This is a genomic window from Alloalcanivorax venustensis (genome assembly GCF_047495515.1).
Classification (GTDB): domain Bacteria; phylum Pseudomonadota; class Gammaproteobacteria; order Pseudomonadales; family Alcanivoracaceae; genus Alloalcanivorax; species Alloalcanivorax venustensis.
In genome coordinates this window covers 2069510-2093103 of the sequence record NZ_CP179934.1, presented here as the reverse complement: position 1 = coordinate 2093103, position 23594 = coordinate 2069510, and the positions used below count along the sequence as shown (strand labels likewise).

The following is a 23594-nucleotide window of genomic DNA, read 5'->3' as shown; positions in this document are numbered from 1 at the left end:
ACCCCCTCTACTCTGTGCCGCCGCGCTTTCGTCGCGGTGACAGTGATCAAGCAGGAAGGCACCCAGGGCCATGTGACGGAACGTGTGTGATTTCCCTTCGCCGACACCGAGCGGGTACAATGTTGCACCGCCCATGAGCGACAAAGGCGCGCGCTTTATACCACAAGCGCCCCTGCCGGGCAACGGAAAAGCGGTATACAAGACACCGCCCCGCCCCCGCATTTGCCGCCCAAGACACTGAAAACGCTGGAGTTTCTCTGATCAACATGAACGTCACCATAAAAACCCCGGAAGACATCGCGAAAATGCGCGAAGCGGGCCGCCTGGCCGCCGAAGTTCTGGAAATGATCGGCGAGCACGTCCAGCCCGGGGTCACCACCGAGGAACTGGACCGCATCTGCCACGACCACATCGTCAACAAGCAGAACGCGGTCCCCGCCTGCCTGGGCTACCGGGGCTTCCCGAAGTCGATATGCACATCGGTGAATAATGTGATCTGCCACGGGATTCCCAACGAGAAAAAGGTGCTCAAAAAGGGCGACATCCTTAATATCGACGTCACCGTCATCAAGGACGGCTGGCACGGCGACACCAGCAAGATGTACTACGTGGGCGAGCCCTCGGTGCTGGCCCAGCGGCTGGTGGACACCACCCGCGAGTGCATGCTGGCCGGCATCAAGATGGTGCGGCCCGGCGTGCGCCTGGGCGATATCGGCCACACCATCCAGAAACTGGCGGAGTCCGAGCGCTTCTCCGTGGTGCGCGAATACTGCGGGCACGGCATCGGCCAGGTGTTCCACGAAGACCCGCAGGTGCTGCATTACGGCAAGCCCGGCACCGGCCTGGAGCTGCAGGAAGGCATGGTGTTCACCATCGAACCGATGATCAACGCCGGCAAAGCCCATAATAAGGTGCTGCCCGACGGCTGGACCGTGGTCACCAAGGACCGCAAGCTGTCCGCCCAGTGGGAGCATACCCTGGCGGTCACCGCCGACGGTTACGAGGTACTCACCGCCCGTCAGGAAGAATCCGATCTTTACTAACGCCGTCTTTAACGCCGTTGCCGAGGCCGCCCCGTTATGAACCTGGATCCGCCGATGAGCCAAGACTCGCTGCTCGACACCCTGCGCGACAGTGATCAGCCGGGGCTCGCCGCCCGGGAATTCCTGGAGGCCGGCCAGGCGCGCCTCGACGAGGCCTTTCACGAAGCGCCGATCACCGAGCTGGTGCACGGCCGCGCCCGGCTGGTGGACCGGGTGCTGATCGCCGCCTGGTCGCTGTTCGGCCTGGACCGCTTCGCCGAGGCCGCCCTGGTGGCGGTGGGCGGCTACGGCCGCGGCGAACTGCACCCGCACTCCGACGTCGACCTGATGGTGCTGTTCCGCGACGCCCCCAACCCGGAGGCCTGCTCCGCCCTGGAAGGCTTCGTCGCCTTTCTGTGGGACATCGGCCTGGAAATCGGCCACAGCGTGCGCACCCTGGACGAGTGCGTGAGCCTGGCGGGCCAGGACATCACCGTGGCCACCAATATCATGGAAGCACGCACCCTGGCCGGCGACGACCGGGTGCGCGCGGATCTGGCGGTGCTTACCGGGCCGGACGCGATGTGGCCCAACGACCGCTTCTTCGCCGCCAAATGGGAAGAACAGACCGCCCGCCACCGCAAGTTCAACGACACCGAATACAACCTGGAACCGGACATCAAGAACGCCCCCGGCGGCCTGCGCGATGTGCAGATGATCGCCTGGGTGGCGAAGCGGCATTTCGGCGCCGACAGCCTGGAAGCGCTGGTCGACGCCGGCTTCCTCACCGCCGACGAGCACCGCGTGCTGAGCAAGTGCCTGGAGTCGCTGTGGCGGATCCGCTGGCAGCTGCACGGCCTCACCGGCCGCAACGAAAACCGGCTGCTGTTCGATCACCAGCGCCAGCTCGCCGAACGCCTCGGCCACAAGGACTCCGACGCCAACCTGGCGGTGGAACAACTGATGAAGCGCTTCTACCGCGTGGCGCTGGCGCTGTCGGTGCTCAACGAGATGCTGCTGCAGCTGTTCGACGAGGTGATCCTGCGCGCCGGCGAGCCGGAGAACGTGCGCCCGCTCAACCGCCGTTTCCAGGTGCGCAACGACTACCTGGAAATCAGCGCGCCGGACGTGTTCCGCAAGCACCCGTCGGCGATCCTCGAGGTGTTCGTGCTGCTGGCCCAGAACCCGGACCTGAAAGGGGTGCGCGCCGCCACCGTGCGCGCGCTGATCGAGTCGCGGCCGCTGATCGACGACGCCTTCCGCCAGGAACCGGCCCACACCGCCCTGTTCATGCAGCTGCTGCGCAGCCCCCACGCGCTGTTCTCGCAACTGCGCCGCATGAAACGCTACGGCATCCTCGGCAAGTACCTGCCGGAGTTCGGCCGCATCATCGGCATGATGCAGTACGACCTGTTCCATATTTACACCGTGGACGCGCACACCCTGCTGGTGATCAAGAACATGCGGCGCCTGCGCTACGACGACCAGCGCGACGAATTCCCGGTGGCCTGCGAGGTGTTCTACCGGCTGCCCAAGCCCGAGCTGCTGTACGTGGCCGGACTCTACCACGACATCGCCAAGGGCCGCGGCGGCGACCACTCCGAGCTGGGCGCCGACGACGCCATCGCCTTCTGTCAGCGCCACGGCCTCACCAACTGGGACGCCAAGCTGGTGGCCTGGCTGGTGCGCAACCACCTGACCATGAGCGTCACCGCCCAGCGCAAGGACATCTCCGACCCGGACGTGGTGCATGAATTCGCGCGCACCGTGGGCGACCTGGTGCACCTGGATTACCTCTACGTGCTCACCGTGGCCGACATCAACGCCACCAACCCGGCGCTGTGGAACTCCTGGCGCGCCTCGCTGATGCGTCAGCTCTACCTGGAGACCAAACGCGCCCTGCGGCGCGGTCTGAACAACCCCCAGGACAAACAGGACTGGATCGACGAGACCCGCGACGACGCCCTAAAGCTGCTCACCGAGCGCGACCATGATCCGCACGCCATCGAAGCGCTGTGGGCCAACATCGGCGACGAATATTTCCTGCGTGAAACACCCTGGGACATCGCCTGGCACACCGAGGCGCTGCTGGAACGCACCAACAAGGAAGACCCGCTGGTATTGATCCGCGAGTCGGAAACCAGCCCCGGCAACCTGGAAGGCGGCTCGCAGATCTTTATCTACACGCCGGACACCCGCAACCTGTTCGCCGCCACCGTGAACGCGCTGGACAGCCTCGGGCTGACCATTATGGACGCGCGCATTATCACCAGCGCGGACGGTTTCAGCCTGGACACCTATATCGTGCTCGACGAGAACGGCACGCCCATCGGTAACGACTGGCCGCGCATTGAATACATCCGCAAAACGCTCACCGAAACGCTCAAGCAGCCGGAAAATTTCGGTGCCACCGTGAGCCGGCGCATGCCGCGCCGCCACAAGCATTTCGATGTGCCCACCCAGGTGATGATCAGCAACGACATCGTCAACGACCGCTCGGTGGTGGAGGTGCAGACCCTCGACCGCCCCGGCCTGCTGGCGCATATCGGCCGTATCTTCGTGCAGTTTGAGCTGCTGGTGCAGAACGCGCGCATCGCCACCCTGGGCGAAAAAGCGGAGGACGTGTTCTTCGTCACCGACCTGGAAGGCCAGCCGGTCTCCGATCCGGAGCTGTGCCAGCGTCTGCAGGCCACGCTCAAGCAGGAGCTGGACGATTACAGCAAAACCGACCCCATGTCGGTCACCATCTAATTACCTTTGCGCCGTATTTAAGGAACACCATGAATCCCGATCTGGAACGCCTGCATCCGTATCCGTTCGAGAAGCTGGGCACGTTGTTCGCCGACCTGCCCGCCAGTGACAAAAGCCCGGTGGCGTTTTCCATCGGCGAACCGCAACACCCGGCGCCGGATTTCGTGCAGCAGGCGCTCCGCGACAATACCGCCCTGCTCGCCAAGTACCCGGGCACCGCCGGCCTGCCGGAGCTGCGCGAAGCCATCGCCGGCTGGCTGACCCGGCGCTTCAAGTTGCAGCAGGTCAGCAGCGACCATCAGGTGCTGCCGGTGAACGGCACCCGCGAGGCGCTGTTCGCGTTCACCCAGGCGATGCTGGACCGTCAGCGCAGCCCGCTGGTGCTGATGCCCAACCCCTTCTATCAAATCTATGAAGGCGCCGCCCTGCTCGGCGGCGGCGAACCGGTGTATTTGCCCTGCACCGACGCCACCGGCCTGCAACCGGACTTCGACGCCGTCGACGAAAGCACCTGGCTGCGCACCCAGGTGCTGTTTATCTGCACGCCGGGCAACCCCACCGGCGCCACCCTGAGCAGCGCGCAGCTCAAGGCACTGATCGATCTGGCGGACAAGTACGACTTCGTGATCGCGTCCGACGAATGTTATTCGGAAATTTACCGAGAGCGCGCCCCCGCCGGTCTGCTGCAGGCCTGCGCGGAGCTGGGCCGCCATGATTACCGCCGCTGCGTGGTGTTTCATTCGCTGTCCAAGCGTTCCAACCTGCCCGGCCTGCGCTCCGGCTTCGTCGCCGGCGACGCGGAAATCCTGCGCCGCTTTCTGCGCTACCGCACCTACCACGGCTGCGCCATGCCCAACCATCACCAGGTGGCGAGCATCGCCGCCTGGAACGACGAAGAGCATGTGCGCGCCAACCGTGCCCTGTACGCCAGCAAGTTCGACGCCGTACTGGACATTCTCGGCGAGCCGCTTAAGGTTAGCGCCCCGGACGCGGGCTTCTACCTGTGGCCCAAAACCCCGGTGGACGATGAAACCTTCGCCCGCCGCCTCAAGTCCGAAGAGAACGTGACCGTACTGCCCGGGCGCTATCTGTCGCGCACCGTGCAGGGCCGCAACCCCGGCAAGAACCGGGTGCGCATGGCGCTGGTCGCGGAACTGGATCAGTGCGTGGAAGGCGCCAAGCGCATCCGCGCCCTGATCGAACGTCTGTAAACGTGCCCCAGGAGGAAGGACCCCATGGCGATAACCGTCTACGGCATCAAGAACTGCGACACCATGAAGAAGGCTCTGAAATGGCTCGACGAACAGGGCCTGGAGTATCATTTTCACGACTATAAAAAGGACGGCGTGCCCGAAGCCCAGCTGCGACGCTGGATCGACGCCCTGGGCTGGGACACCGTGATCAACCGGCGCGGTACCACCTGGCGCAAGCTCGATCAGAGCACCCGCGACAACATGGACGCGGAAAGCGCGGTGGCCGCGGCACAGGACAACCCGTCCCTGATCAAACGCCCGATTCTGCACAGCGACAACATTATCGAAGCCGGCTTTGAAGAAGGCCGCTGGAAAACACTGCTGGGCTGAGCCACCGGCTCCGCCGCACCGAATGACAGAGAGGCAAACATGAGCAATATTTTCGCAATGGCACTGGGCTGCGGCAGCAAGAACCGCGACGACCAATGGCTGGAAGTGTTCTACCCGGACCCGGTGATCAACCCGGACAGCAAGCTGGTGGACGTGGTCAGCGAAGAAGTCGGCTACGAGGGCGGCAACGCGGCCCTGGAACTGACTCACCGGCAGATCCAGCACCTCGCCCGGGAATGGCGCGAGGCCGGCTTTGAACACGAAGCCAGCTACGCGGTGGCGTTCCAGGAATCCGAGCGCCCGGTGGTGCTGACCATTCTGGAAAGCGACGCGGAGCCGGCCTCCACCCCGGAAGCCTATCTCAAGCTTCACCTGCTCTCTCACCGCCTGGTACGCCCCCACGGCGTGGTGCTCAGCGGCATCTTCCCGCTGCTGCCCAACGTGGCCTGGACCAACGAAGGCGCCGTGGACCTGAACGAACTGCCCGAGCGCCAGCTTCTCGCCCGCCTTAACGGCAAGGTGCTGGAAGTGAACAGCGTGGACAAGTTCCCCAAGATGACCGACTACGTGGTACCCGCCGGCGTGCGCATCGCCGACACCGCCCGCGTGCGTCTGGGCGCCTATGTGGGCGAAGGCACCACCGTCATGCACGAAGGCTTTATCAACTTCAACGCCGGCACCGAAGGGCCGGGCATGATCGAAGGCCGTATCTCCGCAGGTGTGTTCGTCGGCAAGGGCTCCGACCTGGGCGGCAGCTCCTCCACCATGGGCACCCTCTCCGGCGGCGGTAACATCGTGATTTCCCTGGGCGAGAACTGCCTGCTCGGCGCCAACGCCGGCACCGGCATCCCGCTGGGCGACCGCTGCACCATCGAAGCGGGCCTGTACATCACCGCCGGCACCAAGGTGGAAGTGCTGGACCAGAACGGCAAGGTGGCGGACACCGTCAAGGCCCGTGACCTGGCCGGCCAGTCCGACCTGCTGTTCCGCCGCAATTCGGTAAGCGGCGCGGTGCAGTGCCAGACCAACAAAACCGCCGTGGCGCTCAACGAAGAGCTGCATAAACACAACTAAAACCGGAGTGTCCGTGAGCAGAACCCTCGAGTACGCCAAGGAACTGATCCGTCGCCCCTCGGTCACCCCGGAGGACGAAGGCTGTCAGGACTGGATGATCGAAAAGCTGGAGGCCCTGGGCTTCCAGTGCGAGACGCTGTGGTTCGAGGAAGTGCGCAACCTCTGGGCGCGGCGCGGCAGCGACGGCCCGCTGCTGGTGTTCGCCGGACACACCGACGTGGTGCCCACCGGCGACGCCGGCAAATGGCGCTTCGACCCGTTCGAGCCTACCGAGGACGGCGACCTGCTCTACGGCCGCGGCGCGGCGGACATGAAAGGCTCCATCGCCGCCATGCTGGTGGCGGTGGAAGACTTTATCGCCGCCCACCCGGACCACCGGGGCAGCCTCGGCTTTCTGATCACCGCCGACGAGGAAGGCCCGTCGGTGAACGGCACCGTCAAGGTGGTGGAAACCCTGCAGGAACGCGAGGAGCACATCGACTACTGCCTGGTGGGCGAGCCCTCCTCCACGGACACCGTCGGGGACGTGATCAAGAACGGCCGGCGCGGTTCCCTGGGCGGCCTGCTCACGGTAAAAGGCGTGCAAGGGCACGTGGCCTACCCGCACCTGGCCCGCAACCCGGTGCACGAAGTGGCACCGGCCCTGGCGGAGCTGGCGGCGGCGGAATGGGACCGGGGCAATGATTTCTTCCCGGCCACCAGCTTTCAGATTTCCAACATCAACGCCGGCACCGGGGCCACCAATGTGATCCCCGGCGATTGCCAGGTGCTGTTCAATTTCCGCTTTTCCACCGAAGTCACCGATTTCGAACTGCGCCAGCGCACCGAAACCATCCTGCAAAGCCACGGCCTGGATTACGAGATCGAGTGGAAGCTGTCCGGCCAGCCGTTCCTCACCGACCGCGGCGCCCTGGTGGACGCCACCGTGGCGGCGATCAAGGAACACACCGGCGCCGACACGCATCTGTCCACCGCCGGCGGCACCAGTGACGGCCGCTTTATCGCCCCCACCGGCGCTCAGGTCGTCGAACTGGGTCCGGTCAACGCCACCATCCACAAGGTGGACGAGCACACCTCCATCTCCGAGCTGGACACGCTCACCGGCATCTACCAAAGCATCCTGAAAAACCTGCTTGCCGGTTAACGCCCGCTATTTCGCGGGCCGCGTGCCCAGCACCACCAGATAGATCAACCCGACAATCGGAATGAACGCGGCCACGAAACCGGCCGCGGCGGGCAGCAGCGGTTTCATGCCTTTGTTGCGCGCGATCATCAAACTCAGCAGCGTGCACACCACCACCCAGGCGCCGTAGAACGGCAGCCACGCATTGATATCCTCGATCATCGTTTCTCCTTTTTTATCCGTCGGTCAGCATAGCAAAGTTTGACAGCCGCGCCGCTCACAACGGCGGCATCGCCATTCCCCGGGCCGGGGGCGTATGCTTCCATTATCGTTTGTCACCCACCCGTTTTATCGTCCATGGCCGGAGCCACGAGATGACCGTCACCGATATCAACCCCGCCACCGGCGCCGCCGTGGCCGAGCTCAATGAAACCGATCTCGCCGGCATGCCCGAGCGCATGCAACGGGCCCGCGCCGCCCAGCGCCAGTGGGCGGCCAAGTCGTTCAAGGAACGGACCCGCCATATCGAGCTGATGCGCCGCTATATCGTCGACCGCGCCGAGGACCTGGCCGCCACCGTCAGTGACAGCAACGGCAAGACCCGCATCGACGCCCTGGCCACGGAAGTGCTGCCCTGTGCCCTGGCGTGCAATTGGTACGCCAAAAACGCCGGCAAGGTGCTCGGCCCGCAAAAACGCGCCGCCGGCCACCTGCTGTTCGCCAACAAGCGCACCGAAGTGAGCCACCTGCCGCTGGGCGTGGTGGGCATCATCAGCCCCTGGAACTACCCGCTGTCGATCCCGTTCGGTGAAATCGTCATGGCGCTGATGGCCGGCAACGCGGTGCTGCTCAAAGTGGCCGCCGCCACCCCGGCGGTGGGCCGCGCCATCGAACGCATCCTGGACGCCGGCGAACTGCCGGAGGGCCTGTTCCAGCACATCGTCGGCTCCGGCTCCAAGGTGGCCACCGCCTTCTTCGAAAACGGCATCGACAAACTGTTCTTCACCGGCAGCGTGCCCGCCGGCAAGACCCTGATGGCCCAGGCCGCGCAGACGCTGACGCCGGTGTCCCTGGAACTGGGCGGCAACGACGCCATGATCGTGCTCGCCGACGCCGACCTGGAGCGCGCCACCAACGGCGCCGCCTGGGCCGGCTACCAGAACGCCGGCCAGAGCTGCGGCGGCGTGGAACGGATCTACGTGGAAGCCGCCGTCTACGACGACTTCGTGGAACGGCTGGCGAAGAAGACCCGCGCCCTGCGCCACGGCCCCGGCCACGGCAAGGAGGTCACCGCCGACATCGGCAGCCTGACCACCGAGGGCCAGCTGCGCACCGTCCAGCAGCACCTGGAAGACGCCCTCGCCAAGGGCGCGCGCATCCAGGCGCAGTCACAACCGGTGGGCGACGTGGACAACGGCTTCTTCTTCCCCGCCACCCTGCTCACGGAACTGTCCGACGACATGCTCACCGTGTGCGAGGAAACCTTCGGCCCGATCCTGGCGGTGGAAAAAGTGGCCAACGCGGAACAGGCGCTGGAGAAAGCCAACCGCTCCAACCTGGCGCTCACCTCGTCAATTTGGACCGGCGACAACAAGCGCGGCCGGGAACTGGCGGCGCGCCTGGAAAGCGGCGTCACCACCATCAACGACCACCTCTACACCCACGGCCTGTCGGAAGCGCCCTGGGGCGGCTGGAAGGAATCCGGCATCGGCCGCACCCACGGCCCCGAAGGCCTGCTGGAAATGACCAACGCCAAGGTGATCAACTGGGACCTGCTGCCGGCCAAGCGCAACCTCTGGTGGTACCCGTTCGACCAGGCCACCTACAAGGGCCTGCTCAACGCCCTGCGCTTCGCCTTCCCCACCGGCGTCGGCCAGTGGCTGGGCGCCAGCCTCAAGCTCACCCCCTTCCTAATCCGCAAGATGTTCACCGGCTGGAAGGCGGACTAGGTTTTGGGCAGGCGGCCTCCGGTGACCACCAGGAGGCCGCTGACCACGATCAGGGCGATCCCGGTCCAGGTGAAGGCGTCCGGGAAATCGCCGAACACCAGCCAGCCCACCGTCACCGCGGACACCATCTCCATATAGCTGACCGGCGCGAGCGCCGGCGCCGGGGCGTATTCGAAGGCGCTGATAATCAGAAAGTGCGCCAGCGCGCCGACGCTGCCCATGATCAGCATCAGGCCCCAGCCGCCCAGGTCCGGCGTGGTCCAGAACGGCGCCACCACCAGGCTGAGCACGGCGAAGCCGAACACCGAGGTATAGAACAGCGTCACCGAGGCGCGGCCGCTGCCGGACAGACGGCGGGTGGTGAGCTGATAGAGCCCGTAGGACACACCGGCGGCCACGCCCAGCAGCGACGCCCATTCGAACGCCGCCCAGCCGGGCCGGATCACCACCAGGGTGCCGCTGAAGCCCACCACCACCGCCAGCCAGCGGCGCGCCCCGGCGTGCTCGCCGAGCAGCCAGGGCGCCAGGGCGGTGCTCACCAGCGGGCCGATGAACGCCAGCGCCAGGGCGTTGGCCAGGGGCAGGAAGGCAATGGCGCCGAAATAGCAGAGCGTGGTGGACAGCAAAAAGGCACTGCGCACGATCTGCAGGCCGAGGCGCCGGGGAATCAACTCACGCAGCGGCAGCCGCCACAGCAGTAACGCCGCCAGCAGCACGAAATGGAACAGATAGCGGGCCCAGGTGACCTGCACCACGTGGTACTCGGCGCTCAGGTGCTTGGCCAGCCCGTCCATCACCGGCAGGATGCCCACGCCCAGCGCCATCAGGGCCACGCCCAGCAACGGACGGGCGGCGGTCTGGACGCGGTTGTCGGTGCTCACAGCGCCGCCAGCCACTCCCGCGTGGGCGCATACCACCAGGCACCGGTCACCGGCTGGGTGAAGTCCAGCAGGCGGTCGCGGACGCCGTCATCGGTCAGGCCGTACATGCGGCGCAGCAGATAGTCGAAGCGGTCCAGCTCGCAACTGAACGCAATAAAATAGAGCCCGTATTCGGTGGTGTTGCCGTAGGGCACCGAGCGCCGCCAGATTTTTTGCGGCACGCCGTGGTAGTCCACGTCGGTGCGCCCCACATGGGCGTTGACGGGCATGCGCTCGTCGTCGAATTCCACCGCGTCCGCCTTGGTGCGGCCGAACACGTTCTCCTGCTCCGCTTCCGGCAATTTATGGAAGTCCTCGAGACCGGTATGCACCCATTTCTGGCTCAGCACCCAGCTGCCGCCGGCCGCCGGGTGCGGCTCGGGGATGATGGCCGCCTCCTTGGCGCGCTCGCCCTCCGGGTTGCCGATGCCGTCGACAAAGCCGGACAGGTCACGCAGGTCGTGGTAGACGAACGCCTGCACTTCCAGTTGCAGATCCAGCTCACGCGCCAACAGCCGGTGCACCCGCAGGCCGGCATCGAACAGCGCGCTGCGGTTGTCCGCCTGAATCCAGATCAGCAGGTCGCCCTGGGTAGCGGGCACCATGCCCTCCAGGGAGAACGGCGGAAAGTCGAAGCCCTCGCCGAGCCGGTCCCACAGCCCCGGGCCGAACGCCATCAGCACCGGGGTGCGTTCCCCGGCCACCGCCAGCGCCTCGCGCAGGGCGGCGCGCACCGCTTCAACCGAATGGCCGCCCCCCAGGGCGAATTCCAGGAACAAATGCTCGGTGAAACTGCGGTCGAAAATACCGGCCTGATGCTCGGACACGTTGGACTTCCTCTGCAAGCAATGGAAAGACCGTGATTGTAGCAACATCCCGGGCCCCGGACAGGGGCCACACCGGCACCGCTCAGGCGTTCGACGGACGGTAACATCTTGCAATATCCGGTTATGTCCGGGGGCCCGCCCTTTAGGTAGAATTCACAAACCTTTTCCCACAGTTTCGGCCCTTATGACGCCCTGGTTAGGACTTGATCGACTCTTTTTCCTGCTGATTCGCGCTTTTATGCGTCTGTGCACGCGTATCCGCGCGCTGCCCGGCGACCCCGCCGAACTGCAGCTGAACCCGGACATACCGGTGGTGTATGTGCTGCGCGACCGCTCCCTGGCGGACGCGGCGGTGGCCGACCAGGCGGCGCGCCGGCTCGGGCTGCGCGCCCCCAAGGCGTCGCTGACCCTGGGCAAGCAGCATCTGTCGCGCAGTTACTTCCACCTCTACAAGCGGGAAACCACCATCAGCCGTCAGCGCCGGGCGATCACCCCGGCGCGACTGCAGCGGCTGGTGTCCGGCCTCAAGCACAACCCGGAACTGGATGTGCAGCTGGTGCCGGTGTCGGTGTTCTGGGGCCGCCAGCCGGAAAAAGAGAATTCCCTGTGGCGGATTATCTTCTCCGACAACTGGTCGCCGCCGGGCTTTATCAAGAAATTCTTCATCGTGCTGACCCAGGGTCGCGACCTTTACGTGCAGTTCAGCTCGCCCATGTCGCTGCGCCAGCTGGTCGACCAGTGCCGCTCCGACGACCAGGTGGTGCGCAAGACGTCGCGGATTCTGCGCGTGCACTTCCGCCGCCAGCAGGAAGCCGCCATCGGCCCGGACCTGTCCCACCGGCGGACGCTCACCAACTCGATCATGGAAGCCGCGTCGGTGCGCGAGGCGATCCAGCACACCGCCGAAGAGAACAAGGAAAGCGAGGACAAAACCCTGGCGCGGGCGCGCGGCTACGCGATGGAGATCGCGGCGGACTATTCGCACACCACCATCCGCGCGCTGGAGCTGTTTCTCAACTGGCTGTGGAACCGCCTCTATGACGGCATCCGCCTGTATAATCTGGACAACCTCACCCAGGTGGCCCGCGACCACGAAATCATTTACGTGCCCTGCCACCGCAGCCACATCGACTATCTGCTGCTGTCGTTCGTGGTCTACCGCAACGGCCTGGTGCCGCCGCACATCGCCGCCGGCATCAACCTGAACCTGCCGGTGGTGGGCACCATCCTGCGCCGGGGCGGCGCTTTCTTCATGCGCCGCAGCTTCCGCGACAACCCGCTGTACGCGGCGGTGTTCTACGAGTACCTGCACAGCATCACCACCCAGGGCTTCTCCATTGAGTATTTCGTGGAAGGCGGCCGCAGCCGCAGCGGCCGCATGCTGCAGCCGCGTACCGGCATGCTGGCGATGACGGTGCGCAGCTTCCTGCGCGACGCGCGCAAACCGATCGCCTTCGTGCCGGTCTATATCGGCTACGAAAAAGTGATCGAAGGCGGCTCCTACATCGGCGAACTGCACGGCGGCAAAAAGAAAAAAGAATCCGTGGGCGGCCTGATGAAATCGCTCAAGGTGCTGCGCAGCCATTTCGGCCAGGTGCACGTGAACTTCGGTGAGCCGATCAAGCTGGTGGACTACCTGGACAGCCACCGGGAAGGCTGGCGCAACGAAGAGCTGTCAGTGCACGAAACCCCGGACTGGTTCAAAACCACCATCAACAACCTGGGCCGCGACGTGGTCACCGGCATCAACGCCGCCGCCGTCGCCAACCCGGTGAACCTGATCAGCCTGGCGCTGCTGGCCACGCCCAAGCACACCATGGACCTGCAGCAACTGCGCCAGCAACTGCAGCTCTACATCAACCTGCTCGATCAGGCGCCCTACAGCGACACCGCGCGGCTGGCGGAGAACGATCCGGACGTGATCATCGAGTACGGGCTGGAGCACGAATTCCTGATCCGCGTCGCCCACCCGCTCGGCGACGTGGTCACCACCGACCCGAAAACCGCCCTGCAGATGGCCTATGTGCGCAACAACAGCCTGCACCTGTTCGTCCTGCCGGGGCTGATCTGCTCGCTGTTCCTGAACGCGCGCAGCATCCGCATGGACATGCTGCAAAGCATGATCGCCCTGCTCTACCCGTTCTTCCGCAACGAATACCTGCTGCACTGGCGCGAGGACGGCGAACTGCCGGCGGCGGTGGAGCGCATCGCCTCGGTGCTGGAAGAGCACGGCCTGGTGAGCCGCGAGGACGACTGCCTGCACGGCGCCGCGATCCACACCTATGCGTCGGACATGCTGGCGCACCTGGGGCAGACGGTGATGCCGTCCCTGGAGCGCTTCTACCTGACCATCCGGCTGCTGGTGCAGTACGGCAGCGGCAGGCTGGACGCCGACGCCCTCAGCGATCTGGCCCACCACACCGCCCAGCGGCTGTCGCTGCTGTACGAATTCAATTCCCCGGAATTCTTCGACAAGGTGGTGCTGCGCAACTTCATCAACCAGCTGCGCGATACCGACCTGGTCTGGCAGGACGACGACAAGGCGCTGTGCTTCGGCGACAACCTGCGCGCCCTGGACGACGAAGCCCGTCGCATCCTCAGCCCGGACATCAGCCAGGCGATCCAGCGCGTCACCCGCGTGCCCGAGCTGGAACGGGCGCTGGCGGAAACCGCCGAGCACGACGCCCAGGACGACGGCAACACCGCCAAAGGCACCGAAGCGGACAAATAAATCAGTTGACAGTTAATAGTGAACAGTTAACAGCTAACGTCAAAAAACCGTTGCAAAAACGCATGACAAACACTGCTATCGCGCAGACGTCGGTCGGTGCGCGCTGTTTTCGCTGTTAACTGTTAACTGTTAACTGTTAATTGTTAACTGCCATGCCGTTGTGGACGTCGAAGCGGACGGTCTTGCCTTCCAGGACGTGGTGCGGGGCGCGGCCGGCCAGGGGCGGCGCGCGGCGGGGGCGTTTGATGACGACTTTGCGGGCCGGCACCGCCAGCGCCACGTCCAGCAGGCGGCGCTCTTCATCGTCGTCGGGATAGGGGCAAAGCTGCTGCAGCCACTGCAGGTCCTGCTTCACCGCCGCGCTTTTGCCGCGGGCCGGAAACATCGGGTCCAGGTAGACCGCGTGCCAGGGGCCGGCGGGCAGCGTCAGCGTGGCGGCGTCGCCGTTGTCCAGCAGCGTCAGTAAGGCGGCGGCGCCCTGCCCCTGGGCGCGCGCCAGCGCATCGGCGATCAGCGCGTGCAGCACCGGCTGGCGTTCCACCATGCTGACCGGGTAGCCGGCGGCGGCCATCAGCGCCGCGTCCCGCGCCAGGCCGGCGGTCAGGTCCAGCACCCCCTGGACGCCGTCCCGGCAGCGCCCCAGTGCCTTCACCAGCCGTTCGTGGCGGGCCCGGTCGGCGGCCAGCCGGTAGCCCTGCCGGCCGGCGAGGAAATCCACGCTCAGCGGCGTGGCGCGGTCCGCCGGGTCCCACAGCGACAGGGCGCCGCCGTCACCGGCGGGGCCCAGCACCAGCGCCAGGCCACCGTCGCGGGCGGCCTGCGTTGACGCCACCGGCACGGTGCCCGCCACGGCGGGGGCGCCGGGCAGGCGGCCCACAAGGCTCACACGAACCACACCAACAGCACCGCCCCCAGCAACAGGCGGTAGAGCATGAACGGCAGCATGCCGACCCGGTCCAGCAGCCGCAGGAACAGCATGATGGTCAGGTAGGCGGTGACCGCGCTCACCACCACGCCCAGGGCCATGTGCCCCCAATCCACCGGCACCGTGCTTTCCAGCAGGTCCTTGGTTTTCAGCAGGCCGGCGCCGAGGATCACCGGGATCGACAGCAGGAAGGAGAAGCGCGCCGCGTCCTCGCGGCGAAAGCCCAGCGCCAGCGCGGCGGTGATGGTGATGCCGCTGCGCGAGGTGCCGGGAATCAACGCCACCGCCTGGGCCACGCCGATCAGCAGCGCGCTGCCCACGCCCAGTTCGGCCACCGCCCGCTTGCGGGCGCCGTAGACGTCGGCCAGCCACAGCAGCACGCCGAACACCACCGTGGTGACGGCGATCACCGCCGCCGAGCGCAGCTCGTTTTCAATCAGATCCTTGGCCAGGAAGCCCGCCGCCACCGCCGGCACCGTGGCCAGCACCACCAGCAGACCCAGGCGCAGATCCGGGTTCATGCGCCGCTGCATGACGCCGTCGCCGGCGCCCCGGGTCATCGCCCAGAGATCCCGGCGGTAGTAGGCCACCACCGCCAGCAGCGTGCCCAGGTGCACCGCCACGTCGAACGCCAGGCCCTGATCCGGCCAGCCGAACATCTGCGCGGGCAGGATCAAATGCGCCGAGCTGGAGATCGGCAGGAACTCGGTGAGGCCCTGAACCAGGGCCAGAATCAACGCCTGGACATTATCCATTCAAACGGATTCCTGCGCCGTGGGCCGGTAGCCGGTCAGAAATTCCGGCGGCATGCGCCGGGGTTTGCCCGAGTCCAGCGCCACGCACACCCACTTGGTGCGACCGCGCAGCAGGGTTACGCCGTCGCTTTCGCGCACGATCTGGTAGCGGCGGGTGATGCTGATGCGCTGGTCGTTGTCGACGATCCAGGTGCCGATCAGCAGTTTTTCGCCTTCGAACGCCGGCGCCAGATAGTCCACTTCGGTGCGCCGCGCCACCATGCAGCGGTTGAGCCGCTGGTACTCGTCCCAGCCCAGGCCCAGCACCTGGGTGTGCTGCCAGGCGATCTTTTCCATGTAACGCAGGTATTCGGTGTTGTTGACGTGGCCGAGCACGTCGATGGATTCCGGCGCCACCACCACTTCGATCTGGTGCACGTCCGGCAGGTCCCAATGGATCATCGCGATTACTCTCCCTTTTTTGTGCCGCGCTCCGGCGGCTTAATTCACGACACGGTCGCGCAGATAAACCGGTTGCGCCTGTTCCGCCGGCACGGTGCGGCCCTGCGCCACCATCGGCAGTGCCAGACGGGCCACGGCGCCGGCGCGCGGCGCCACGTCAGCGTCCACCTCCGCCAGCCGCACGCGGGCCGCGATCTGTTCCCGGTAGACGGCGCCGGAGCCGGCCAGCAGCCAGTCGTCGCCGTCCAGTTCCGGCACCGCGTCCGGGTCGAACAGGCCATCGGCGAGCAGCGGCACCACGCCGTCCGGGCCGCATTGATACGCACCCAGATAGAGCTCGCCCATGCGCGCGTCGAACGCCGCCAGCACGCGGGAGCGGTGCGGGTAGCGGTCGAACGCCGCCAGGGCGCAGGCCGCCAGGGTGGACACGCCGGCCACCGGCAGGTCGCGGGCGAAGGCCAGGCCCTGCACCACCGAGGTGGCCACCCGCACCCCGGTGAAGGCGCCCGGCCCGTGGCCGAACGCCAGCGCGTCCACCGCCGCCAGCGTCACCCCGGCTTCCGCCAGCAGCTCGTCCACCAGCGGCAGAATGCGCTCGGTCTGGCGCCGCGCGCCGGGTTCGAAACGCTCCTGGATGTCGCCGTTACGGTAGAGCGCCACGGAGCAGGCGTCGGTGGCGGTTTCAAGGGCCAGAATGCAGGTCATTGAAGGTGCTCGCGGTTGGCAATGTAGGTGAAAAACCGTTGCACGACCTCGGCCTTACGGGTGCGGGTCATGCCCGGCAGGCTGTCCAGAAACAGGCGCCCGTAGCCTTTGGTGATCAGACGCGGATCGCCCACCACCAGCAGCCCGGTGTCGCTGGGGTCGCGGATCAACCGGCCGGCGCCCTGGCGCAACGCCAGCACCGCCTGGGGCAGCTGGTAATCGCGGAAGGCGTTACCGCCGCTGCTGTTGATGTGCTCGATGCGCGCCGCCGCCACCGGGTCCCCCGGGGAGCCGAACGGTAACTTGTCGATTATCACACAACTGAGGGTTTCGCCGCGCACGTCGATGCCTTCCCAGAAACTGCTGGTGCCCAGCAGCACCGCGTTGCCGAGGCTGCGGAAGTTGTCCAGCAGCTCGCGGCGGCCGGCCTCGCCCTGCACCAGCAGCGGGTACTCGAGCTGCGCCTGGCGCAGCAGGCCGGCGGCTTCGCGCAGGGCCCGGTGGCTGGTGAACAGAAAGAAGGTACGGCCGCCGGCGGCGCGGATCACCGGAATCATCGCCTTGGTGAGGGTGGCGGTGTAGTCCGGCGAGGACGGCGCCGGCATGCCCTCGGGCACATAGAACACCGCCTGGCGTTTGAAATCGAACGGGCTTTCCAGGCGCAGGGTGTCCGCCTCCTCCAGGCCCAGCCGCTTCTGCAAATGCTCGAAGCGACCGGCCACCGACAAGGTGGCGGAGGTGAGAATCCAGGTGCAGGGGTGCTTCTCGCGCTGGGCGCGCAGCTGCGCCGCCACCGACAGCGGCGTGCTGTGCAGCACCAGGGTGCGCTTGAAGGTCTCGAACCAGTACACCCGGTTGGGCGCCGACCCGTCGAGAATGGTCTTCAGCGTAATCACTTGCTCGGCGGCGCGCCGGGCGCAGGCGTCCAGCCCGCGGCTGGTTTTCGCCTGCGGCGCCAGGGACGCCTCCAGATCCACCAGCGCATCCAGCAGCGCCGTGCCGGCTTCCACCACCGCCGGCGTGTCCTGCACCTCGGACCAGGGCGCGCGCCGCTCCGCTTCGCCCAGGCTCAGACGCAGATCCTGGCAGGCCTTGTCCACCGCCGCCACGGTCTGGTTCAAGGCGGCCAGATCCAGTGCCGAATGGGCCGCCTCGGACAGCGCGTCGCGCCCCAGCTCCTGCACCTGGCGCGTGCTCAGGGAGTCGCCGAAAAAGTTGGCGGCGATCTCCGGCAACTGGTGGGCCTCGTCGAAGATCACCGTGTTGGCGCTGGGCAGCAACTCGGAAACGCCCTCGCCGCGCAACGCCGCGTCGGCGAAGAACAGATGGTGATTGACCACCACCAGGTCCGCCTCCTGGGCTTCCTTGCGTGCGTTCATCAACGGGCATTCGCTGTATTTCGGGCATTCGGTGCCCAGGCAGTTGTCCGCGGTGCTGGTCACCCAGGGCCACACCGGCGCGTCCTCGGGCAACTGCTTCAGCTCGGCGATATCGCCGGTGCGGGTGCGCCCGGCCCAGTGGGCCACCACCTGCATCTGCTCGGCGGTTTCCCGGGTGAGAAAACGGGCTTCTTCCTGGTGCAGCTCCAGGCGGTAGGGGCACAGGTAGTTGGCGCGGCCTTTCAGCAGGGCCGCCTTGCGGGCCATGCCCAGCACCTTGAGGACCATGGGCAGGTCCTTGAAGAACAGCTGGTCCTGCAGGCTTTTGGTGCCGGTGGACACCAGCGTCGGGCCGTCGGACAGCAACGCCGGCAGCAGATAGGCGAGCGTCTTGCCGGTGCCGGTTTCCGCTTCCACCAGCAGGGTGCCGCGGGCCTCGATGGCCTCGGCCACCGCGTCCGCCATGCGCAGCTGCGCCTCGCGGGGACGATACCCCTCCAGCAAACCGCCGAAGCGGGCGCTGTCGTTCAGGTAATCGCGGGCACTCTGGAATTCACCGACGCTGTTCACTCACTGTCTCTCGGGTCTCGCCATGCGGGGAAACACCCGCTTTCGGGGCTGAGAGGATAGCGGATAACCCGGCCCGCGCCCAACCGCGCGGCGCAAAAACGACAATGCCCGCACGGGGCGGGCATTGTCATTCACCGAGAGAGATGAAGAAAGCAGGTTCAGGCGGTAATGTCCTGGATCTGCTTCATCAGCTGCTTCTGCTCGTCGGTGGGCTGGGCGGACTGCAGCGCCATCAGCTTGCTCATGTCGCCTTCGATCTTGATCTGGCCGCTCATGAAGCCCTGCATGCCGGCGGACTGGTCGCCTTCGATGAAGATGCGCTTGGCCAGATCGGCGGGCAGGATCAGCGTGGTGGGCGCGTCGTCGTGGTGACCTTCCTCGATCATGCCACCGGCCATCGCCATGTGCTTCTCGCCGTCATCGGTTTTCACGGTGATGTTGATCACCAGGTCCGCGAGCGCCGCGGGCGCTTCCACGTCGCCGGCGGAATCACGGATTTCCTTAACCTTTGCAAACCACTCGTCGGACAAAAATTCCAGGCTCATTGTTATCTCCTTGGTTGCGATGGTCTCGACGCCCGGGTCGATGGGCCGCTCGATTCGCCTGAGCGATATTCAAACGAGCGTTCGAAACTTTCCTGTACCTTATAGAAAGGCCCCGGGGCTGACAATGTCTTCCTGGCACTCGGAATGAGCCAAAAAGTCATATCGACGACCCGGCCCGCGCGCCGCGAATCCAGTGCCGGCCGCAGGCATCGATTTCGCGCACCAGATTGAGCACGCTGATGCCCTCCGCGCGGGCCGCTTCCACCGCCTGGTAGGCCTGCCGGGTAAGTTGGGCCATGGCACGGCCGTGGGCGGTCTCGTCCAGAGCGGCGCCGTGCGCCAGCGCCGCCGCCAGCCCCCGGTGCAGGGCCGCGTCCAGCGCCACCAGAGCCGGCGCCCGGCTGTCATGCAGCGGCGCCAGGTCGTCGACCACGTCCTTGATCGCCTTGCAGGCGTACACCCACTCGCTCAGACACTGGCGCACCCTCTGCAAGCGCGCGGTCTGGCCGGCGTCCAGCGGTTGCTGCCCGACGCGGTTCAGGTAGGCCGTGATACGCATCTCGCGGTCGGTGATCGCTTCGTAGTCCCGATAGAAAGCCGGCAGCGCGCCCCGGTCCGGCCAATCCAGACAACGCCGCCGGATGGTCTCGCCGAGCCGGGCGACACTCTGCTCCACCACCAGCAGCGCCGGCTCCACCGCCTTGGGGTCCACGTCCTCGAACGGATCCGGATCCCGCGCACGGCGCCCCACCCATCGCACCAGCCCGCGCTCCAGAGGCGCCAACCAGGGCAGGAACAGAAACACACCGAGCAGATTGAAGGTGCTGTGGAACGCGACCAGCCCCAGCAGCGGATCCTTCCAGCCCAGGGCCGCCAGCAGGCGGGGCCAGAGCGGCAGAAGCACAAGAAACGCCAGCAGAGCCGTGGCCACGTTGTACAGCAGATGGAAGGCCGCCACCTGGCGCTTGTCGGCGGCACCTTTCACCGAGCCCAACAGCAAGGTACTGGTGGTGCCCAGGTCCGCGCCGATCATGAATGCCAGCGCCTCCGGCAAGCTCACCAGGCCGCCGTTGAGCGCCGCCAGACTGATCAGCATGCTCGCCGAAGAAGACTGAATCAGCGCCGTCAGACCAACACCGACCAGCAGATAGACGATCGGCGGCAGCCCCTGCAACACCGCCAGATCAAAGCGGGTGCCGACCACCTCGACCGCGGTCTTCATGGTATCCAGGCCGAGCAACAACAGGCCCAGGGCGAACACGAACCGGCCCAGCGACCGCTGCCCCTCCGGCAGGGCGAGGGCGAGCAGCCCGCCCAGGCCGGCCAGCGGCAGGCCGGCTTCCCCCAGGGACAGCTTGAAGCCGAGCACGGTGACCAGCCAGCCGGTCACGGTGGTGCCCAGGTTGGCGCCCAGCATAATGGCCAGGGCATGGCGCAGGGCCAGCACCCGCACCGTGACCAGGGCCAGCACCAGCAGCCCCACCAGGGAGCTGCTCTGCATCAGGGCGGTCACCGCCACCCCCAGCAGCACGCCCTTCACCGGGGTGCCGGCGGCCTGTTGCAGCCAGCCGGCGGCGCGCCCGGCCAGCAGGGCGCGCGCGGCGCTTTCCAGCTGCGACATGGCGAACAGGAACAGGCCCAACCCGGCCAGCGCCTGCAGCAGGTTGGTCAGCGCCAAGGCTCAGTCCTCCTCGCCGCGCAGCAGCGCCCGATAGTGCTCAATGCAGTCGATATCCTCGCGGGGGTATTCCGGGGCCAGGCTTTCCAGCAGATCCGCCAGCAGGCCGGCGACCCGGGCACGGGCGGACGGTTTGTCGTCATTGGGGATCAGATGCCAGGGCGCGTGGTCGGTGTGGGTGGCGGTGAGCGTCTCGTTGACCAGCGCCAGGTAACGGTCGCGGGCGCGCCAGCTGTCCATGTCGGAGGGGTCGAACTTCCAGCGCTTGCGCGGTTTATCCAGGCGTTTAAGCAGGCGCCGGCGCTGTTCGTCCTCGGAGGTGTTCAACCACACCTTGAGCAGCCGCGTGCCTTCCCGGTGCAGATGCCCCTCGAACTCGTTGATCGCCCGGTAGCGGCCGCGCCAGTCCACGCCGATGTCGCCGGTGGGCCACAGCCGCTCGGCCAGCACCGCCTCGTAGTGGCTGCGGTTGAAGGCCACCACTTCGCCCCGCTCCGGCAGATGCCGCCAAACCCGCCATAGAAAATCATGGCGGACTTCCTCGCCGAGTGGGCGAGCAAACGCATGGGCACGGAAAGCGGCCGGGTCCAGAGCCCGGGCCAGGGTGCGGATCAGGCTGTCCTTGCCGGCGGCGTCCAGTCCCTGCACCACCAGCAGCACGCCATAGCGCCGGCCGGCATAGAGCCGGCGCTGATACTCGTGAATACGGTCGAGGCTGTCCGCCAGGGGCGCCACGCCCTGGGCCCCCACCGCGGTGGGCAGCTGGCGAACGTCCAGGGCGCCGGCGCGGGGCCAGCCGTAGGGGTCCAGATCCAAGGGAAGCTCCTCGCGGGACGGTTCCCCCGAGCATACTGGACCCCGGCCGGTGGCGTTAGATGTCGTAGCCGCGCTCTTCGTGGAGCGCGATATCCAGGCCCTGCGCCTCTTCCTCGGCGGTGACGCGCAATGGCGTGAACAGGCCCGCCAGCTTGAGCAACAGGAAAGTGACCACAGCGGTGTAAACGAACGTCGCCACGACACCCAGCGCCTGCACACCGATCTGATCAAGCATGCCGTACTCCGGTTTGGCGAAGCCGTAGCCGGAGAACACACCCAGTTCGGTGGAGGCGAACACGCCGGCCAACAGCGTGCCCAGCACGCCGCCGATGCCGTGCACCGGGAACACGTCCAGGGAATCGTCGATGCGCCACTTCTGCTTGACCACCAGCACCATGTAGAAGCAGATCACACCGGCGGCCAGACCGATCAGCAGCGCGCCGCCGGGGCCCACGAAACCGGACGCCGGGGTAATGGTGCCCAGGCCGGCCACCATGCCGGTGGCAATGCCCAGCGCCGAGGGCTTGCCGAACTTGACCGCTTCCAGCGTCACCCAGGCCAGGGAGCCGGCGGCGGCGGAAATATGGGTCACCAGCATGGCCATGGAGGCGTTGCCGTCGGCGGCCAGGGCGGAGCCGCCGTTAAAGCCGAACCAGCCCACCCACAGCATGCCGGCGCCCATCACCGTCATGGTCATGTTGTGCGGCTTCATGGCCTGGCCGGGCCAGTCCTGACGGCGGCCCAGCACCACCGCCGCCACCAGCGCCGCCACACCGGCGGTGATGTGCACCACGGTGCCGCCGGCGAAGTCGTACAGGCCCAGTTCGGCGAGCCAGCCGCCGCCCCACACCCAGTGACAGATCGGCACGTACACGCCCAGCACCCACAGCACCGAAAACGCCAGCATGGCGCCGAAGCGCATGCGCTCGGCGAAGGCGCCGACAATCAGCGCCGGGGTAATGATCGCGAAGGTCATCTGGAACAGACCGTGCAGGCTCTTGGGCAGGCTGCCCTCCAGCGTGTCGCGGCCGATGCCGTCGAAGAACACGTGGCTGAGGCCGCCGATCCAGGCGTTGGCCGCGCCACCGTGGGAAAACGCCAGGGAGTAGCCCACCACCAGCCACACCAGCGACACCGCGCAGGCGATGGCGAAGCACTGCATCAGCACCGACAGCACGTTCTTGTTACGCACCAGGCCGCCGTAGAACAGCGCCAGACCCGGCAGGGTCATGAACAGCACCAGCGCGGTGGCGGTGAGAATCCAGGCGCTGTCGCTTTTATCCAGGGTGTCCGCCAGCGCCAGAGACGGCGTCAGGGCCAGCAGGCCCGCAATCAGATATCGCATGGGGCCTCCTTACAGGGCGTCGTTGTCGGTTTCACCGGTGCGGATACGCAGAGCCTGCTCCAGCGCGGTGATGAAGATCTTGCCGTCGCCGATCTTGCCGCTGCTGGCCGCCTGGGCGATGGCTTCCACGGCCTGGTCGACGCGCTCGTCCACCACCGCCAGCTCCAGCTTCACCTTGGGCACGAAATCCACCACGTACTCGGCGCCACGGTACAACTCGGTGTGGCCCTTCTGACGGCCGAAGCCCTTTACCTCGGTGACGGTCATGCCCTGAACGCCGATCTGCGCCAGGGCGTCGCGTACGTCATCCACTTTGAACGGTTTGATTACCGCCGTGATCATTTTCATAGCTATAGGTCCCTAGTCCTCGCGGCCGCGAACGGCCCGGATTGCACCAGCGGGAAGCAGCCCGCCGGAATTGCACCGGCTAAGGGCATACAAGAATCGGGCCAGGA

Annotated in this window: 20 protein-coding genes and 1 pseudogene; 8 read left to right on the top strand and 13 right to left on the bottom strand. The window is 66.4% G+C overall.

Annotated elements, in window-relative coordinates; genetic code table 11:
- Window positions 1-209 precede the first annotated feature (209 nt).
- The 6 genes and pseudogenes from map to dapE all read left to right on the top strand — a co-directional run.
- A pseudogene (gene map, locus ACMG4O_RS09840) lies at window positions 210-1043 on the top strand (type I methionyl aminopeptidase); the annotation flags it as partial.
- A 36-nt stretch (window positions 1044-1079) separates the two neighbouring features.
- Complete coding sequence (locus ACMG4O_RS09835; protein ID WP_414433722.1) at window positions 1080-3773, top strand: [protein-PII] uridylyltransferase; 2694 nt, start codon at window positions 1080-1082, stop codon at window positions 3771-3773.
- Window positions 3774-3802: 29 nt separating this feature from the next.
- Entirely contained in the window at window positions 3803-4984 is a 1182-nt protein-coding gene (gene dapC / locus ACMG4O_RS09830) for a succinyldiaminopimelate transaminase (RefSeq protein ID WP_142949956.1), read from the top strand.
- Window positions 4985-5008: 24 nt separating this feature from the next.
- Window positions 5009-5356 (top strand): ArsC family reductase, encoded by a 348-nt coding sequence (locus ACMG4O_RS09825; protein WP_185956967.1) that lies wholly within the window; start codon window positions 5009-5011, stop codon window positions 5354-5356.
- 39 nt (window positions 5357-5395) lie between these two features.
- Window positions 5396-6430 (top strand): 2,3,4,5-tetrahydropyridine-2,6-dicarboxylate N-succinyltransferase, encoded by a 1035-nt coding sequence (gene dapD / locus ACMG4O_RS09820; RefSeq protein WP_142949957.1) that lies wholly within the window; start codon window positions 5396-5398, stop codon window positions 6428-6430.
- A gap of 13 nt (window positions 6431-6443) precedes the next feature.
- Entirely contained in the window at window positions 6444-7574 is a 1131-nt protein-coding gene (gene dapE / locus ACMG4O_RS09815; RefSeq protein WP_414433721.1) for a succinyl-diaminopimelate desuccinylase, read from the top strand.
- A 6-nt stretch (window positions 7575-7580) separates the two neighbouring features.
- Here dapE and ACMG4O_RS09810 read toward each other — a convergent pair whose 3' ends face one another.
- Window positions 7581-7775, bottom strand: a complete 195-nt coding sequence (locus tag ACMG4O_RS09810; RefSeq protein WP_414433720.1) for a hypothetical protein — start codon at window positions 7773-7775, stop codon at window positions 7581-7583.
- A gap of 152 nt (window positions 7776-7927) precedes the next feature.
- Here ACMG4O_RS09810 and ACMG4O_RS09805 point away from each other — a divergent pair, with 152 nt between their 5' ends.
- Window positions 7928-9502 (top strand): aldehyde dehydrogenase family protein, encoded by a 1575-nt coding sequence (locus ACMG4O_RS09805; protein ID WP_414433719.1) that lies wholly within the window; start codon window positions 7928-7930, stop codon window positions 9500-9502.
- On the opposite strand, the gene ACMG4O_RS09800 is transcribed toward ACMG4O_RS09805, so the two are convergent.
- Both ACMG4O_RS09800 and ACMG4O_RS09795 read right to left on the bottom strand, forming a co-directional pair.
- Complete coding sequence (locus ACMG4O_RS09800) at window positions 9499-10383, bottom strand: DMT family transporter (RefSeq protein ID WP_370203143.1); 885 nt, start codon at window positions 10381-10383, stop codon at window positions 9499-9501. The two genes, ACMG4O_RS09805 and ACMG4O_RS09800, sit on opposite strands and share 4 nt — an antisense overlap.
- On the bottom strand, window positions 10380-11249 hold the full coding sequence (locus ACMG4O_RS09795) for a Dyp-type peroxidase (protein ID WP_370203141.1): 870 nt from the start codon (window positions 11247-11249) through the stop codon (window positions 10380-10382). The genes ACMG4O_RS09800 and ACMG4O_RS09795 overlap by 4 nt, the downstream gene beginning before the upstream one ends.
- A gap of 184 nt (window positions 11250-11433) precedes the next feature.
- On the opposite strand from ACMG4O_RS09795, the gene plsB reads away from it, so the two are divergent.
- Window positions 11434-13980, top strand: a complete 2547-nt coding sequence (gene plsB / locus ACMG4O_RS09790; protein ID WP_142949963.1) for a glycerol-3-phosphate 1-O-acyltransferase PlsB — start codon at window positions 11434-11436, stop codon at window positions 13978-13980.
- Window positions 13981-14116: 136 nt separating this feature from the next.
- Here the strand turns inward: plsB and ACMG4O_RS09785 are convergent, their stop codons facing one another.
- From ACMG4O_RS09785 to ACMG4O_RS09740, 10 genes are all read right to left on the bottom strand, one after another.
- A complete protein-coding gene (locus ACMG4O_RS09785; protein ID WP_414433718.1) occupies window positions 14117-14866 on the bottom strand; it encodes a class I SAM-dependent methyltransferase in 750 nt (249 codons plus the stop codon).
- Window positions 14863-15660, bottom strand: a complete 798-nt coding sequence (locus ACMG4O_RS09780; protein WP_414433717.1) for an undecaprenyl-diphosphate phosphatase — start codon at window positions 15658-15660, stop codon at window positions 14863-14865. Before ACMG4O_RS09780 ends, ACMG4O_RS09785 begins: the two co-directional genes overlap by 4 nt.
- Window positions 15661-16101: an acyl-CoA thioesterase gene (locus ACMG4O_RS09775; RefSeq protein ID WP_142949965.1), complete on the bottom strand. Its 441-nt coding sequence runs from the start codon at window positions 16099-16101 to the stop codon at window positions 15661-15663. It lies immediately after the preceding gene.
- Between the two features lie 39 nt (window positions 16102-16140).
- Window positions 16141-16806 (bottom strand): tRNA (adenosine(37)-N6)-threonylcarbamoyltransferase complex dimerization subunit type 1 TsaB, encoded by a 666-nt coding sequence (gene tsaB, locus ACMG4O_RS09770; protein ID WP_414433716.1) that lies wholly within the window; start codon window positions 16804-16806, stop codon window positions 16141-16143.
- Entirely contained in the window at window positions 16803-18755 is a 1953-nt protein-coding gene (locus ACMG4O_RS09765; protein WP_414433715.1) for an ATP-dependent DNA helicase, read from the bottom strand. The genes tsaB and ACMG4O_RS09765 overlap by 4 nt, the downstream gene beginning before the upstream one ends.
- Before the next feature lie 158 nt (window positions 18756-18913).
- The gene (locus ACMG4O_RS09760; RefSeq protein WP_142949968.1) at window positions 18914-19300 is read right to left on the bottom strand and encodes an SCP2 sterol-binding domain-containing protein; all 387 of its coding nucleotides are present in this window, start codon (window positions 19298-19300) and stop codon (window positions 18914-18916) included.
- A 157-nt stretch (window positions 19301-19457) separates the two neighbouring features.
- A complete protein-coding gene (locus ACMG4O_RS09755) occupies window positions 19458-20978 on the bottom strand; it encodes a Na/Pi symporter (RefSeq protein WP_414433714.1) in 1521 nt (506 codons plus the stop codon).
- Window positions 20979-20981: 3 nt separating this feature from the next.
- Entirely contained in the window at window positions 20982-21794 is an 813-nt protein-coding gene (locus ACMG4O_RS09750) for a PPK2 family polyphosphate kinase (protein WP_414433713.1), read from the bottom strand.
- A 55-nt stretch (window positions 21795-21849) separates the two neighbouring features.
- Complete coding sequence (locus ACMG4O_RS09745) at window positions 21850-23139, bottom strand: ammonium transporter (RefSeq protein WP_414433712.1); 1290 nt, start codon at window positions 23137-23139, stop codon at window positions 21850-21852.
- Window positions 23140-23148: 9 nt separating this feature from the next.
- Window positions 23149-23487, bottom strand: coding sequence for a P-II family nitrogen regulator (locus ACMG4O_RS09740; RefSeq protein ID WP_142949972.1), 339 nt, complete (start codon window positions 23485-23487; stop codon window positions 23149-23151).
- Between the last annotated feature and the right edge of the window lie 107 nt (window positions 23488-23594).

Excerpts from the sequence above, each read along its gene's own strand:
- ACMG4O_RS09835 (WP_414433722.1), top strand. The coding sequence starts at position 1,080 with ATGAACCTGGATCCGCCGATGAGCCAAGACTCGCTGCTCGACACCCTG.
- dapC (WP_142949956.1), top strand. The coding sequence starts at position 3,803 with ATGAATCCCGATCTGGAACGCCTGCATCCGTATCCGTTCGAGAAGCTG.
- ACMG4O_RS09825 (WP_185956967.1), top strand. The coding sequence starts at position 5,009 with ATGGCGATAACCGTCTACGGCATCAAGAACTGCGACACCATGAAGAAG.
- dapD (WP_142949957.1), top strand. The coding sequence starts at position 5,396 with ATGAGCAATATTTTCGCAATGGCACTGGGCTGCGGCAGCAAGAACCGC.
- ACMG4O_RS09810 (WP_414433720.1), bottom strand. The coding sequence starts at position 7,775 with ATGATCGAGGATATCAATGCGTGGCTGCCGTTCTACGGCGCCTGGGTG.
- ACMG4O_RS09805 (WP_414433719.1), top strand. The coding sequence starts at position 7,928 with ATGACCGTCACCGATATCAACCCCGCCACCGGCGCCGCCGTGGCCGAG.
- plsB (WP_142949963.1), top strand. The coding sequence starts at position 11,434 with ATGACGCCCTGGTTAGGACTTGATCGACTCTTTTTCCTGCTGATTCGC.
- ACMG4O_RS09780 (WP_414433717.1), bottom strand. The coding sequence starts at position 15,660 with ATGGATAATGTCCAGGCGTTGATTCTGGCCCTGGTTCAGGGCCTCACC.
- ACMG4O_RS09775 (WP_142949965.1), bottom strand. The coding sequence starts at position 16,101 with ATGATCCATTGGGACCTGCCGGACGTGCACCAGATCGAAGTGGTGGTG.
- tsaB (WP_414433716.1), bottom strand. The coding sequence starts at position 16,806 with ATGACCTGCATTCTGGCCCTTGAAACCGCCACCGACGCCTGCTCCGTG.
- ACMG4O_RS09760 (WP_142949968.1), bottom strand. The coding sequence starts at position 19,300 with ATGAGCCTGGAATTTTTGTCCGACGAGTGGTTTGCAAAGGTTAAGGAA.
- ACMG4O_RS09745 (WP_414433712.1), bottom strand. The coding sequence starts at position 23,139 with ATGCGATATCTGATTGCGGGCCTGCTGGCCCTGACGCCGTCTCTGGCG.
- ACMG4O_RS09740 (WP_142949972.1), bottom strand. The coding sequence starts at position 23,487 with ATGAAAATGATCACGGCGGTAATCAAACCGTTCAAAGTGGATGACGTA.